The 13,640-nt window shown below is 67.3% G+C and carries 13 protein-coding genes; 9 read left to right on the top strand and 4 right to left on the bottom strand.

Translation table 11 applies throughout. The annotated features are described in order from the left end of the window. Positions 1-40 precede the first annotated feature (40 nt). The 6 genes from QHC67_RS12605 to QHC67_RS12580 all read left to right on the top strand — a co-directional run bounded on the left by QHC67_RS12605 (position 41) and on the right by QHC67_RS12580 (position 8,880). A complete protein-coding gene (locus QHC67_RS12605) occupies positions 41-325 on the top strand; it encodes a hypothetical protein (protein ID WP_021243968.1) in 285 nt (94 codons plus the stop codon). Positions 326-459: 134 nt separating this feature from the next. After that, complete coding sequence (locus QHC67_RS12600) at positions 460-1,689, top strand: TolC family protein (RefSeq protein ID WP_021243969.1); 1,230 nt, start codon at positions 460-462, stop codon at positions 1,687-1,689. Then, entirely contained in the window at positions 1,686-3,176 is a 1,491-nt protein-coding gene (locus QHC67_RS12595; RefSeq protein ID WP_021243970.1) for an efflux RND transporter periplasmic adaptor subunit, read from the top strand. The genes QHC67_RS12600 and QHC67_RS12595 overlap by 4 nt, the downstream gene beginning before the upstream one ends. Continuing rightward, complete coding sequence (locus tag QHC67_RS12590; protein WP_319294824.1) at positions 3,173-6,310, top strand: efflux RND transporter permease subunit; 3,138 nt, start codon at positions 3,173-3,175, stop codon at positions 6,308-6,310. Before QHC67_RS12595 ends, QHC67_RS12590 begins: the two co-directional genes overlap by 4 nt. Before the next feature lie 16 nt (positions 6,311-6,326). Further along, on the top strand, positions 6,327-6,716 hold the full coding sequence (locus QHC67_RS12585; RefSeq protein WP_021243972.1) for a copper-binding protein: 390 nt from the start codon (positions 6,327-6,329) through the stop codon (positions 6,714-6,716). 229 nt (positions 6,717-6,945) lie between these two features. After that, the gene (locus tag QHC67_RS12580) at positions 6,946-8,880 is read left to right on the top strand and encodes a cytochrome c/FTR1 family iron permease (RefSeq protein WP_040602602.1); all 1,935 of its coding nucleotides are present in this window, start codon (positions 6,946-6,948) and stop codon (positions 8,878-8,880) included. Here QHC67_RS12580 and QHC67_RS12575 read toward each other — a convergent pair. From QHC67_RS12575 to QHC67_RS12560, 4 genes are read right to left on the bottom strand one after another with little or no spacing between them, the layout of a single operon-like run. After that, positions 8,866-9,408 carry a hypothetical protein gene (locus QHC67_RS12575; RefSeq protein WP_021243974.1) on the bottom strand — a complete coding sequence of 181 codons (543 nt, stop codon included), beginning with the start codon at positions 9,406-9,408 and terminating at the stop codon, positions 8,866-8,868. The genes QHC67_RS12580 and QHC67_RS12575 overlap by 15 nt on opposite strands. A gap of 15 nt (positions 9,409-9,423) precedes the next feature. After that, positions 9,424-10,068, bottom strand: a complete 645-nt coding sequence (locus QHC67_RS12570; protein ID WP_021243975.1) for a class I SAM-dependent methyltransferase — start codon at positions 10,066-10,068, stop codon at positions 9,424-9,426. After that, a complete protein-coding gene (locus QHC67_RS12565) occupies positions 10,065-10,700 on the bottom strand; it encodes a cation transporter (protein WP_031290672.1) in 636 nt (211 codons plus the stop codon). Before QHC67_RS12565 ends, QHC67_RS12570 begins: the two co-directional genes overlap by 4 nt. 55 nt (positions 10,701-10,755) lie before the next feature. Beyond that, positions 10,756-11,160: a MerR family transcriptional regulator gene (locus tag QHC67_RS12560; RefSeq protein WP_021243977.1), complete on the bottom strand. Its 405-nt coding sequence runs from the start codon at positions 11,158-11,160 to the stop codon at positions 10,756-10,758. A gap of 75 nt (positions 11,161-11,235) precedes the next feature. Between QHC67_RS12560 and QHC67_RS12555 the strand changes: the two genes are divergently transcribed. The 3 genes from QHC67_RS12555 (at position 11,236) to QHC67_RS12545 (ending at position 13,639) form a co-directional block, all read left to right on the top strand. After that, entirely contained in the window at positions 11,236-11,895 is a 660-nt protein-coding gene (locus tag QHC67_RS12555; RefSeq protein ID WP_021243978.1) for a cation transporter, read from the top strand. Positions 11,896-11,975: 80 nt separating this feature from the next. Continuing rightward, a complete protein-coding gene (locus QHC67_RS12550; protein WP_021243979.1) occupies positions 11,976-12,317 on the top strand; it encodes a hypothetical protein in 342 nt (113 codons plus the stop codon). A 68-nt stretch (positions 12,318-12,385) separates the two neighbouring features. After that, positions 12,386-13,639, top strand: a complete 1,254-nt coding sequence (locus QHC67_RS12545; protein WP_021243980.1) for a TolC family protein — start codon at positions 12,386-12,388, stop codon at positions 13,637-13,639. Position 13,640: the final 1 nt, after the last annotated feature.

Here is a 13,640-nt window from a genome sequence, read left to right as displayed (position 1 = left end):
ACCTGCGGCCACCACGATGATTTGCCAAAGGATTACAGTCATGAAAAACCGTGTTTTCTATGCCCTGCTGGGCGTAGCCCTTGCCGTACCTGCCGCCGCATTCGCCGGCACGTCCGACCACAGCCAACAGTCCGGTCATTATGAGTGGAAGTCGGTTCCGCAATATGGCCCGCGCGCCACGGGACCGGCTCAGCGGCGCGTCTGGGTGCCCGATACCGCCCAGGTGGCAAGCTGCGATTGCGACATGATGAAGATGAGTGCCGCAGACTGCATGAAGGAGATGCATAGCATGGCGTCGCCTTCGTCGGCCTCTTCGGTCGGCTAGGCACAGGTTCTGGCCGCTTCAGGTCGCATAGACGGCTAGGCCAGCAGTGGCGGCGGGATGCCCCCATCCTGCCGCCACTGACATGCCTGTCATAGTTCGCGATGCTGGCCTGACCCTCCGATCAGGAGTTCTTCATGCGATTGTTTCTGTGTCTGCCGCTGCTGGCGGTGATCCCCGGCGCTGCGCTTGCCGGGCCGCTTACCTTCGAAGCCGCGCTCCAGCGCGCCCGGCAGGAGGCGCCGTCGATCAAGGCCAAGACGCTCGGCGCCGAAGCCGCGCGGTCCGCGCGCGGTGCAGCCGGCACGCTGCCCGATCCGACGCTCGGCGTGAGTGTCGAGAGCTTTCCCATATCGGGGCCGCTTGCGTTCGAGCCACAGCGGGACGATTTCACCATGGCGCGGGTCGGCGTGTCGCAGGACATTCCCAACCTCGCCAAGCGCCATGCCCAGCAGGCGCGCGCCGATAGCGATATCAAGGCGGCCGAGGCCGATACCGCTGTTGAGGCCCGCACGGTCGAGGTTGGCACCGCACTTGCCTGGATCAACCTGGCCTATGCCGAACGCAGGCTTGCCGCGCTCGACGATGTCCTGTCCCGGCTCGAGCGCGTAGTGGGGACGACGCCGGGCGCGGTCGCCTCGGGCACCGCACGACCGGCGCAGACCCTCGCAGGGCGACAGGCCGTCGCCACCATGCAGGATCGCCGGAGCGAACTGGTGTCGAACGTGGCGCGCGCCCGCGCCACGCTGACCCGCTGGACTGGCGATCCGGACCCCGAGATTGCCGGGCCAATCCCCGATTTTGCGGTCGATGCAGCAGCCCTGCGAGCGGGTCTCGATCGTCAACCGACGATTCGGATGATCGATGCCCAGGCCGGCCAGGCGGATGCCGATGTCCGCGTGGCCGATGCCGGCCGACGCTCCGACTTTGGTGTCAACCTGGCCTATCAACGCCGCGATCCCCGTTTCGGCGACTATGTCTCCGCCGGGGTGACGGTCAGCCTGCCATTCTTCACCCGCAATCGCCAGAATGCCGGGATCGCCGCGGCCCAGGCCAATGCTGGCCGCATCTTGGCTGAACGCGAGGCAGCCCGGCGCGCGCTCGCCGCCGACCTCGATGCCGATCTCGCCGACCATGTCATGCACCATGAGCAGTGGATGCGCGCGCGGGACACGCTGCGACCGCTCGCGGAGCAGCGCGTCAAACTGGAAACCGCCAGTTACGCGGCAGGGCGGGCCAGTCTCGTCGATATCGCCGAGGCCTATGTCGCGCTCGCCGACGTCACCCTCAATACTCTCGATCGCGAAGCCCTGGTCGCCGCCGATGGTGCCCGATTGACCCTCACCTACCGGAGCGCAGACCAATGAGCCTTGAGATATCGCCCCGTGTCCGGCTGGGTCTTGCCGCCGCAGCGCTTGCACTCGTCGCCGGTGGCGCAGGCTTTGGCATTGCCCATCTCGGCGGGACCGAAACTGCTCCTGCGCGAACCGCCGATGCCGGCCGCAAGCCGCTCTATTGGTATGATCCGATGGTGCCGTCGCAGCATTTCGACAAGCCCGGCAAATCGCCGTTCATGGATATGCAGCTTGTCCCCAAATATGCCGATGAAGGTGGCGGCGACGCCCCCGGCGTCCGAATCGATCCGGCTACCTCGCAAACGCTTGGATTGCGCACGGTTGCTGTCCGGCGCGGCGAACTGGCGAGCAGCATCACCGCCACCGGCACGATCGACTTCAACCAGCGCGATGTCGCGATCGTGCAGGCGCGCGCGGCAGGCTTCGTGCAACGGGTTTATGGTCGCGCGCCCGGTGACGTGGTCGGCGCGGGGGCGCCGCTTGCCGATATCCTGGTGCCGGAGTGGGGCGGTGCGCAGGCCGAGTTTCTTGCGGTCCGCCGCACCGGGAACGCGGCGTTGACGCAGGCGGCGCGCCAGCGGCTCATGCTGCTCGGCATGCCGTCGGGCACGATCACCTCGGTCGAGCGGACGGGGCGGCCCCATTATGTCATTACGATCTCCACGCCAACCGGGGGCGTGATCAAGACATTGGACGTGCGCGCAGGCATGACCCTGACGGCAGGACAGACGCTCGCCGAGGTGAACGGTCTCGGTACGGTCTGGCTCAATGCCGCGGTGCCCGAGGCGATCGCCGGTCCGCTCAGGCCCGGGCAAACCGTGCAGGCAACGCTCGCGGCGTTCCCCGGCGAGACCTTGTCGGGCCGTGTTTCCGCGATCCTGCCCCAGACACAGGCCGACAGCCGGACGCTGACCGTGCGGATCGAGCTTCCCAATCGCGGCGGTCGCCTGCGCCCAGGCATGTTCGCGACCGTTTCGTTCGGTGGCAGCGCGCAATTTGCATTGCTGGTGCCATCCGAAGCGCTGATCCGCACCGGCAAGCGCACCCTTGTCATGCTGGCGCTCGACAAAGGCCGCTACCGGCCGGCCGAGGTGCAAACCGGGCGGGAAGCCGGTGATCAGACCGAGATCCTGGCGGGCTTGAGCGAAGGCGAGAAGATCGTCGCGTCGGGTCAGTTCCTGATCGACTCCGAGGCGAGCCTGTCAGGAGTCCAAGCGCGGCCGATCGGTGGCGGCACGCCGCAGGCAGTGGGCGAACCCGCCGCTCCAGCCGCGCTCTACGAGACCGCCGGAAAGATCGAGCAGATCACCGACAATTCGGTGACGCTCAGCCATGAGCCGGTTCCGGCGATCGGCTGGCCGGCGATGACGATGACCTTCCAGCTTCCTGATCCGAAGATCGCGCGCGGCCTGAAGGCGGGCGACCGCGTCCGCTTCGGCTTCGATCGGCCACCTGCGGGACCGACCGTGCGGCGCATGGCCAAGGTGGTGGGCCAGTGATCGCCCATCTCATCCACTGGTCGGTCAGGAACCGCTTCTTCGTCCTGATCGGCATGCTTGCGCTGGTCGGCGCCGGGCTGTGGGCGGTGCGCTCGACCCCGATCGACGCCTTGCCCGACCTGTCCGACGTGCAGGTCGTGATCCGCACTTCCTATCCGGGACAGGCGCCGCAGATCGTCGAGAACCAGGTCACCTATCCGCTGACCACGACCATGCTCTCGGTGCCGGGCGCGAAGACCGTGCGCGGCTATTCCTTCTTCGGCGACAGCTTCGTCTATGTGATCTTCGAGGATGGCACGGATCTCTACTGGGCGCGCAGCCGCGTGCTCGAATATCTCAACCAGGTGCAGGGGCGCCTGCCCTCCAGCGCCCGCAGCGCGCTCGGCCCCGATGCGACCGGGGTCGGCTGGGTCTATGAATATGCGCTGGTCGACCGCACCGGCCGGCATGACCTGTCGCAGCTCCGTGGGCTTCAGGACTGGTTCCTGCGCTACGAACTGAAGACCGTCCCTGGCGTCGCCGAGGTCGCGAGCATCGGCGGCATGGTCAAGCAGTATCAGGTGCTGCTCGATCCGGTGAAGCTCGCCGCCTATGGCGTCACCCACGTCCAGGCTGTCGACGCCATTCAACAGGCCAATCAGGAAGCGGGCGGATCGGTGCTGGAGATGGCCGAGGCCGAGTATATGGTCCGCGCCTCGGGCTATCTGAAGTCGCTCGACGACTTCCGCGCCATTCCCTTGAAGACCGCCGCGGGCGGCGTGCCCGTGCGCCTCGGCGATGTCGCCACGATCCAGATCGGCCCTGAAATGCGGCGCGGCATCGCCGAGTTGAACGGTGAGGGCGAGGTTGCCGGCGGCGTGGTGATCCTGCGCTCGGGCAAGAATGCGCGGGAAACGATCGCCGCGATCAAGGACAAGCTCGCCGACCTCAGGAAAAGCCTGCCGCCGGGCGTCGAGGTGGTGACGGTCTATGATCGCTCGCAATTGATCGATCGCGCGGTCGAGAACCTCACGCACAAGCTGGTCGAGGAGTTCATCGTCGTGGCATTGGTCTGCGGCCTGTTCCTCTGGCACGTCCGCTCGGCGCTGGTCGCGATCCTGACCCTGCCCTTGGGCGTGCTCGCCGCGTTCGTCGTCATGCGGTTCCAGGGGGTCAACGCCAACATCATGTCGCTTGGCGGCATCGCCATCGCCATCGGCGCGATGGTCGATGCGGCGGTGGTCATGATCGAGAACGCGCACAAGAAGATCGAGCGCTGGGAGCATGATCATCCCGACCAGCAACTCGACACGCCGACACGCTGGACGGTGGTGACCGATGCGGCCGCTGAGGTCGGCCCGGCGCTGTTCTTCAGCCTGCTGATCATCACGCTCTCCTTCATCCCGGTGTTCACGCTGGAAGCACAGGAGGGGAGGCTGTTCGCGCCGCTCGCCTTCACCAAGACCTACGCGATGGCGTCGGCGGCGATCCTGTCGGTGACCCTTGTGCCGATCCTGATGGGTTGGCTGATCCGGGGCCGTATCCCGGCCGAGCAGGCCAATCCGGTCAATCGCTGGCTGACCAACCTCTACCGCCCAGCGATCGACTGGACGATGCAGCGGCCGAAGACGGTGCTGCTGATCGCGGCCCTGGTATTCGCGACGACCGCCTGGCCGCTCACCCGGTTGGGCGGCGAGTTCATGCCGAACCTCGACGAGGGCGACCTGCTCTACATGCCCTCCGCGCTGCCCGGCCTGTCGGCGGCCAAGGCCGCGCAACTGCTCCAACAGACCGACCGGCTGATCAAGACCGTGCCCGAGGTGGAGAGCGTGTTCGGCAAGGCCGGGCGCGCGGAGACCGCCACCGATCCGGCGCCGCTGGAGATGTTCGAGACCACCATCCAGTTCAAACCCCGCGACCAATGGCGGGCGGGGATGACGCCGGAGAAACTGGTCGAGGAGTTGGACAGGACGGTGAAGCTGCCCGGCCTCGCCAATGTCTGGGTGCCGCCGATCCGCAACCGCATCGACATGCTAGCGACCGGCATCAAGAGTCCGATCGGGGTCAAGGTGTCGGGTGCCGATCTCGCCCAGCTCGACCGTATCGCGCACGATGTAGAGACCGTCGCCAAGACCGTGCCTGGCGTCAGCTCGGCACTGGCCGAGCGGCTGACCGGCGGGCGCTATGTCGATGTTGATATCGATCGGGCCGCCGCGGCGCGGTTCGGGCTCAACATCGCCGACGTGCAATCGATCGTCTCGGGCGCGATCGGCGGCGAGACGATCGGCGAGACAGTCGAGGGGCTGGCCCGCTATCCGATCAGTGTCCGTTACCCGCGCGAACTGCGCGACAGCCTGGAAGGTCTGCGGACATTGCCGGTCCTGACCCCATCGGGCCAGCAGATCACGCTCGGTACGGTTGCGACCATATCGATCGCCGAAGGGCCGCCGATGCTCAAGACCGAGAATGCCCGGCCCTCGACCTGGGTCTATGTCGACGTGCGCGGACGCGACCTCGCCTCGGTGGTCGGCGACCTCCAGCGCGCAGTCGCGAAACAGGTCAGGCTCTCGCCCGGCGTCAGCATCGCCTATTCCGGCCAGTTCGAATATCTCCAGCGCGCAGTCGAGAAGCTCAAGCTGGTGGTGCCGGCAACGTTGCTGATCATCTTCGTGCTGCTCTACATGATCTTCGGGCGCTTCGACGAAGCGGCGCTGATCATGGGCACGCTGCCGTTCGCGCTCACCGGTGGCATCTGGATCCTCTATTTGCTCGGCTTCAACCAGTCGGTCGCGACCGGAGTCGGGTTCATCGCGCTCGCCGGCGTCTCCGCCGAGTTCGGTGTGGTGATGCTGATCTATCTCAAGCACGCCTATGAGGATCGCGGTCCAGCCCCGGATGCGGCTCAAGTCGAAACGGCGGTGCGCGAAGGCGCGCTGCTCCGCGTCCGGCCCAAGGCGATGACGGTGGCGGTGATCCTCGCCGGCCTGCTGCCGATCCTGCTCGGATCGGGCGCGGGTTCAGAGGTGATGAGCCGCATCGCCGCACCGATGATCGGCGGCATGCTCACCGCGCCGCTGCTGTCGATGTTCGTCCTGCCTGCCGCTTATCTGCTGCTGCGCCGGCCGAAGACCAAGCCGATACCTCAACCCGTTTAACCTGCAGGAGAAGACCATGAACTATGCACGACTGACCATTGCCCTCGGCCTCGCCGCCCTGACCGCCGCCTGCGGCAAGAAAGCAGAAACACCGGTCGCGGCGGAAACCAACCAGGCAGCGCCCGCCGCAGCCATGAGCGGCGACATGGGCAACATGGCGATGGCACCTTCGGCCCCTGCGCAGATCATGGCCAAGGGCCATGGCACGGTCACTGCCATCGACAAGGCCGCAGGCACGATCACGCTCGATCATGGCCCGATCCCCGAAGCCAAGTGGCCGGCGATGACCATGGCGTTCAAGGCGGCCCCGGCGATCACCGATGCGGCCAAGGTCGGCGACAATGTCGATTTCGATCTCACGCTGACCGGCAATACCGGCGAGGTGACGGCCATCAGCAAGAAGTAGCCCACGAGCCATTGTCGCGAAGACATCCAACGGCCGCAGTCGGCACAAATCTTCTGTGCTCATACTGCGGTCGGTGGTCTGGGCTCCGATCGCCGGTTGTCGGAAATTGGGCTTGACCCTCTAGCTGCTAGAGGGTGCAAACCGCGAACCATTCTTAACAAGAGACTCGTCGATGCGCTCCGGCCACCTTGCTGCCTCCACCGCTGTTGTCGCTCATCGGCCGTTCCCGATGCGATGGCTCATCCTGATCCTCGCGGCGCTAACGCTGTCGCTGCCCGCACGCGCGTCGGCCAGCGACGCCGAAGTGCAAACGGCCTGGCGGCTGCTTGACTATATCGCGGTCGACTATTCAGGTGCGGTTTCAGACGGCAGGGTGACCAGCGCTGCCGAATATGCCGAGATGACCGAATTTGCCGGGCAGGTCGAAGCCAGGATCCAGGCACTGGCTGTAACTTCGGCCAAGGCGGATCTGCTTCGCCGGTCGGGGACGCTGCGCAATGCGATCGCCGCCAAGGTGCCGCCGGCGACAGTGGCGGAACAATCCCGAGCGCTCGCCGCAGCGCTGCTTGCGGCATATCCCGTACCGCTCGCGCCGAGTTCGCCACCGGATTTGACGCGCGCCACTGCGCTCTACGCGCAGAATTGTGCCGCCTGCCATGGTGCCAGCGGTAACGGCCACGGGCCCAACGCCGCCAAGCTCGATCCCCCACCGATCGCCTTCACCGACAAGGCGCGCGCCGATCAGCGCAGCCTTTTCGGCCTCTATCAAGTCATCAGCCAGGGCCTGGACGGCACCGCGATGCAGAGCTTCGAAGCACTGCCCGACGCCGATCGCTGGGCACTGGCCTTCTATGTCGGCCAATTCGCCTATCCCGAGGCCGCCGCGCGCGACGGCGAGCGGTTGTGGCGCGGCGATGCCGCGCTCCGTGCCAAATATCCCAATCTCGCGGCCCTGATCGGCGTCACCCCGGCTGCGCTGACGGCCGATATCGGCCCGGAAAAGGCGGCCGCGCTTACCGCCTTTCTGCGCCGCCATCCCGACGCGGTGACCGTGCGCGTCGATGGCTCGCTTGCCTTGACGCGCGAACGGCTCGACCAAAGCATGGCAGCGTATCGCGCAGGCGACCGCAAGGCCGCAGCAGATCTTGCGCTTTCCGCCTATCTCGATGGCTTCGAGCCGGTCGAGCCGGTGCTTGCCGCACGCGATGCGGCCCTGATGGCGCGGATCGAGGGGGCGATGGCGAAGCTTCGCGCCGCGATCGGACAAGGGCGTCCGGCAAGCGAAGTCGAAGCGGCGAACCGCGCGCTGGCCAGCCTGTTCACCGAGGCTGAAGCCGCCCTGGCGCCTGAGCGGGCGAGTCGTGCATCGAGCTTTCTTGGCGCTTTCGGTGTCCTGCTGCGCGAAGGGCTCGAGGCGCTGCTGATCGTCGTCGCGATGATCGCGTTCCTCAAGAAGACCGAGCGCCCCGAAGTGCTGGGTTTTGTCCATGGCGGCTGGATCGTCGCACTTGCGGCCGGTGTCGCCACCTGGTTCGCCGCGACCTATTTCATCAGCGTGAGCGGTGCATCGCGCGAGCTTACCGAGGGCTTCGGATCGCTGTTCGCCGCGATCATCCTGCTCACCGTCGGCATCTGGATGCACGGCAAGAGCAACGCCGAGGCGTGGCAGCGCTATGTGAAGGCGAGGGTCACCGCCGCGCTGTCGCGCCAGTCGGGCTGGTTCCTGTTCCTGCTGTCGTTCGTGGTCGTCTACCGCGAGGTGTTCGAGACGATCCTTTTCTATGCGGCGCTGTGGGCGGAAGGAAATGGCGCAGCGATGCTGGCCGGAGCCGGAACAGCGACCGGGTTGCTCGCGCTGATCGCCTGGATCATGCTCCGCTTCAGCGCCCGGCTGCCGATCACCCAATTCTTCTCGTGGAGTTCGATCCTGATCGCGATCCTGGCGGTCGTCCTCGCCGGCAAGGGCATCGCCGGGTTGCAGGAGGCTGGTATCCTCGGGGTGGTGCCGCTGGCCAATGTACCGCGCATCGCGCTTCTGGGGCTGTTTCCAACGACCGAGACCGTGCTTGCGCAGGCCGCGGCGATCCTCGTGCTGGTCGCCGGCTTCTGGTACAGCGGCCGAAGTGCGGCCACGGCCCACTCGTCGGGATCAGCCGCCGAATAGGCGACCGAGGAGCGACGCGAGCGCGACGAGGTAGCAGATCAGCGACGCGAGCGCAGTCGTCGCCATCCCGAAGGCGCGCGCGCCGGCGCCGGCCGGATAGCAACGGTAGAAGCTCCATCGGCCGACCGCAAACAGCATGGGCGATGCGACCAGCAGTCCCAGCCAGCGGTCGCCGGTGACCGAGGCGAGCAGCAACTGCGCGCCGACGCCGAGAAATGCCTGCTCCAGCGTGTTCTGCAGGAACGCGGCCTTGACCGCGAGCGCGGGGCTCGGTGGCGCCTTGGCCGCGCCGCCGATGTCGGCGGCCGACCGGTAGCGGCCGCTCGAGACCATGCGGACGGCAAGCAGGACGAGGGCGAAATGGACGAAACTCGTCTGGATCGCGAAGGCAAGCCGCGCGCCGATCTCCGACGGGAAGGAGATCAGCTTGGGCAGGAAAAGGACGCACGTAACCGAGATCGCGGCACACAGCAGAAAGGCTAGCAAGGACTGCTTCCTGATCTCCTTCTGCTCCGCCTTGAGGTCCATCGTCGCCACGCCCCGTCAGCCCGGCCGATCCGCCGCGATCAGTGCGATCGTGCCCGTCACCGTATGGATGTCCGCTGCTTCGCGTACTTTGTCGAACCCCGTCGCGCAGACGAGCTCTGGAAGCACGCCGTCGGCATTGGGCTGGGTGTCGGCCACGCCGTCGAGCCGCTGGATGGTCAGGCGGAACAACAACCGCATCAGTCCCCGTTGCCGCCCATAATCGGCGATCACGAGCCTGCCGCCGGGGCGGAGTGCCGCGTGCATCGCCGCGAGGCCAGCCCGCTTTTCCGCCATCGGCACCTGGTGGAACATCAGGCTCGACACCACGGCGTCGGCCGAACGGGAACCGATATCCCGCGCGAAGCCGCGCTCCCAATGGATGTCCGCGTCGGCGGCGTCGCCCTTGGCGCGAGCGATCGCCAGCGCTTCTTCGTCCGGATCGATGCCGATGACATGCACGCCAGGCGCGGCAGCCTTGAGCATGACCGCGAAGCTGCCGGTTCCGCACCCGACGTCTATGATGGTCTCGCCGGGGCGCGGCGCGAGCAGCTCGATCATGGCACTGCGCCAGCGCAGCTCGCGGGTCCAGCGCCGGATGGCGCGATCGTAATCCGCGGTATCGCCGGTCCCGAGCGGCGGTGTGTAGGCGCGGTCGCTCATGCCCGTGCCCTCGTCGCATGTTCCGCCAGCTCGCGTCGCGCGTCGCGGATGATGTCATAAGCGGAATGGAGGAACAGCAGCGCGATCACGCCGGCGACGACAAGATCGGGCCAAGCCTGGCCCGTCCAGCCGACCAGTGCGGCAGCGGCGATCACGGCGATATTGGCAAGCGCGTCGTTGCGCGAGAACAGCCAGATGGCGCGCGACGTCGCATCACCCTGGTCCCGGAACCGCGCGAGGACGAGGGCGGCCGATACGTTGACGACGAGCGCCGCGATACCGATCCCACCCATCAGCTCGGCTTCGGGCGGGATCGCATGGAACGCGCGCCATGCAGCGAACCCGATGACCCCGAGCCCGAGGCTCGCGAGAAAGATTCCTTGCACGAGCGCGACGCGGCTGCGCGCGACCGCGGCCCAGCCGAGCGCGATCAGCCCGACGAGCGTGATCGACCCGTCGCCGATGAAATCCAGCGAATCCGCTTTCAGCGCCTGCGAACCGGCGACGAAACCGCCGACCAGCTCGAACAGGCCGAACCCGACGTTGAGGATGACCACGATCCACAGCGCACGCCGATAGGCCGGATCGGTGCCCGCCCGCTTGGTGTCCGCCTCACATCCGCAGTCGCTCATCATCATCTCCGCCGCGAGTCGCGAGCATGTTCTGCACCCTCTAGCAGCTACAGGGTCAATGCCTTGCGTGGCTCGACGGTCCCAGTGCTTCGATGATCCGGCAGTCGGAAATCGCGCCCTGGCTGCACTGGCCGATCACTTCGTCGAGCTCGCGGCGAAGCGCGCGTAGATCGGCGATCTTCTGGTCGATCTGGGCGAGATGCGCACGCGCGACGCTATCGACGGCGCTGCACGAGCGGGTCCGATCGTCGGAGAGGGCAAGTAGCTCGCGCACCTGATCGAGCGTGAAGCCGAGGTCGCGCGCGCGGCGGATGAAGGAGAGCCGCGCCAGATGGGCGGCTCCATAGTCGCGGTAGTTGCCTGCGGTACGCCCGGGTTCGGGAAGCAATCCGATCTTCTCGTAGAAACGAATTGTCTCGACCTTGGTCGAGGTCGTTCTCGCCAGTTCACCAATCTGCATCAGAAATCCCGCTTGACCCTATAGTTGCTACAGGCCGCACATAGCGCATGACATCGAGTCGTTCGAGGTAATGAAATGGCCTGCACCAGTTGCGCCTCCGCGAAGCCGGACCCATCCAACGATCCGCGCTGGCGCCGCGCGGTCTGGATCGCGTTGATCATCAACGCGATCATGTTCGGCGTCGAGATTTTCGCGGGCGTTACCGCCCACTCGGCCGCACTCAAGGCCGATGCGCTCGACTTCCTCGGCGACAGCGCCAATTACGCGATCAGCCTCGGTGTTGCAGGCATGGCGCTCACCTGGCGTGCGCGCGCGGCGATGCTCAAGGGTGCCACCCTGTTCGCGCTCGGGGCGTGGGTGATCGGCAGCACCGGCTATGCCGCGTTCGCGGGCACGCTTCCGCAGGCTGAGACGATGGGGATTATCGGTGGTCTCGCGCTCGCGGCCAATGTCGCGGTCGCCTTCATCCTGTACCGTTTTCGCAGTGGCGAGGCGAACATGCGCTCCGTGTGGATCTGCTCGCGCAATGACGCGATCGGCAATGTCGCCGTGGTCGCCGCCGCGTTCGGCGTGTTCGGCACCGGTTCGGGATGGCCCGATCTGATCGTTGCCGCGATCCTCGCCACGCTCGGGATCAGCGGCGGCATCCAGATCATGCGCCAGGCGGGCGCCGAGTTGCGATCGGCGTATCTGCCGCGCACGGCGCCCGCACAGCCTATTCTTCAGGGGGAATAAATATGGCGTCGAATCAGAATGGGAGCCGATCCCGCCCCGCCGGTTTGCTTGCCGGCACCGTCCGGCTAGGTGGACAGCCGATGCGACAATCGCTCGCCCTGGTCGCCGGCTTGATGCTCGTCCTCTCCTTGTGGACAGGTCTCTCGGTGTCGGCGGCGCACGCGGCGGAGATCGTCGGCTGCATCGAGCTGTCCGCCGGCGCCGGAGACCATGTCGCTGGCGATGGCGACGAGGTTCCGGGCGACATGGACAATCCGGCGCCGCATCACCACGGCAGCTGCCACAATCATCATCTGGGCATGCCGACCCTCGACGGCCTGGCAACGACCACCCCGATTGCCCGGACTGCGCTGCGGATCGATCCCGCGATCGAGCCCGACGCGATAGCCGCCGCGCGCAACCTGAGGCCACCCATCGCCTGACGCGCCGTTCGTCCACGCGGCCGCATGCCGCGAGGGACTCTGAGCCATTCGTCAGGAGACCGTTCCCTATGTCCCGTATCTTCGCGGCCGCCCTCGCCGCGGCCCTCTGTTCCACTCAGGTCGCAGCACAGGACGCGCCGCCGGCCACCGTGGCGCTCACGCTCGATGAAGCGCTCGCTGCCGCCCGTCAAAACTCGCCCGCGCTGGAAGCGGCATCGGCCGACCTGCGCGCCAGCAGCGCGGCGCGCACTGTCGCCGGCCTGCGCCCCAATCCCTCGATCGAGGCGCAGACCGAGAACGTCGCCGGCAGCGGCGCCTATCGCGGCATCGACAGCGCAGAGACCACCGTGGGGTTCGCGCTGCCGATCGAACTAGGCGGCAAGCGTTCGGCGCGGATCGGTCTCGCCGAAGCACAAGGCGCGCGGGCAAGGATCGACGCGGCAATCGCCGATGCCGATGTCACGCTGCGAGTCACCCAGGCCTATGTCGCCGCCGTGGCCGCCGAACGCAGGCTCGGCATCGCCCGCGCGCAGGCGGGGATCGCCGCCGAGGCGTATCGCGCCGCCAGGATCCGCGTGAGCGCGGGACGCGCGTCGCCAATCGAGCAGCAACGCGCCGACGTGCTCCGCATCAATGCCGAGGCGGCGGCGGCGCGCGCCGAGCGCGACACCGCAGTTGCCCGCGACACGCTGGCCCGGCTGATCGGCCGCCCGGTCGTGGCCGGGCTTGACCTTGCCTGGTTCGACCGGATCGACGGCTATGGTCCCGTGGCAAGAACCAGTGTCGACGGCACGCTCGCGCTTGCCGCCGCCGATGCCGAGGTCGCGACCGCCGATGCGCAGGTCGGGCTCGCCCGCTCGCAGCGCATTCCCGACGTGACGCTGAGCGCCGGCGCGCGCCGGCTCGAGGCGACCAACGACACCGCCGCGGTATTCGGCGTGTCGATCCCGCTTCCGCTGTTCAACAATGGCAGCGCCGGCGTCGCTCAGGCGCGCGCCGAGCGCGACCGGGCCGACGCGCGACGGCGCATGGCGCGAATCGACGCCGAGCAGGCGATCTCTGCTGCCGAGGCCGAAGTGGCGAACGCGGCGGCCGACGCGCGCAACGCGACCGGGCCTGCGCTTGCCGCCGCGGTCGAGACCGCACGCATCGCGCGGATCGGCTATCGCGAGGGCAAGTTCGGCCAGCTCGACCTGCTCGACGCCGAGCGCACGCTGGCGGAGACCCGCGCGGCTGCGGTCGATGCGCTCGCCGCCTGGCATGACGCGCGCGCGCGCCTCCAGCGCCTCACCGGCGCCGCTCCCACGATCACGAAAGACTGAG

Origin of the sequence: Sphingobium sp. (genome assembly GCF_033795625.1) — a bacterium.
Lineage (GTDB): Bacteria > Pseudomonadota > Alphaproteobacteria > Sphingomonadales > Sphingomonadaceae > Sphingobium.
Note: the sequence above shows the minus strand (reverse complement) of the source record. Positions and strands in the feature narration are given on the sequence as shown.

Coding starts and splice junctions, on each gene's coding strand:
- QHC67_RS12605 (WP_021243968.1), top strand. CDS start 41: ATGAAAAACCGTGTTTTCTATGCCCTGCTGGGCGTAGCCCTTGCCGTA.
- QHC67_RS12600 (WP_021243969.1), top strand. CDS start 460: ATGCGATTGTTTCTGTGTCTGCCGCTGCTGGCGGTGATCCCCGGCGCT.
- QHC67_RS12595 (WP_021243970.1), top strand. CDS start 1,686: ATGAGCCTTGAGATATCGCCCCGTGTCCGGCTGGGTCTTGCCGCCGCA.
- QHC67_RS12585 (WP_021243972.1), top strand. CDS start 6,327: ATGAACTATGCACGACTGACCATTGCCCTCGGCCTCGCCGCCCTGACC.
- QHC67_RS12580 (WP_040602602.1), top strand. CDS start 6,946: ATGCGATGGCTCATCCTGATCCTCGCGGCGCTAACGCTGTCGCTGCCC.
- QHC67_RS12575 (WP_021243974.1), bottom strand. CDS start 9,408: ATGGACCTCAAGGCGGAGCAGAAGGAGATCAGGAAGCAGTCCTTGCTA.
- QHC67_RS12570 (WP_021243975.1), bottom strand. CDS start 10,068: ATGAGCGACCGCGCCTACACACCGCCGCTCGGGACCGGCGATACCGCG.
- QHC67_RS12565 (WP_031290672.1), bottom strand. CDS start 10,700: ATGAGCGACTGCGGATGTGAGGCGGACACCAAGCGGGCGGGCACCGAT.
- QHC67_RS12560 (WP_021243977.1), bottom strand. CDS start 11,160: ATGCAGATTGGTGAACTGGCGAGAACGACCTCGACCAAGGTCGAGACA.
- QHC67_RS12555 (WP_021243978.1), top strand. CDS start 11,236: ATGGCCTGCACCAGTTGCGCCTCCGCGAAGCCGGACCCATCCAACGAT.
- QHC67_RS12550 (WP_021243979.1), top strand. CDS start 11,976: ATGCGACAATCGCTCGCCCTGGTCGCCGGCTTGATGCTCGTCCTCTCC.
- QHC67_RS12545 (WP_021243980.1), top strand. CDS start 12,386: ATGTCCCGTATCTTCGCGGCCGCCCTCGCCGCGGCCCTCTGTTCCACT.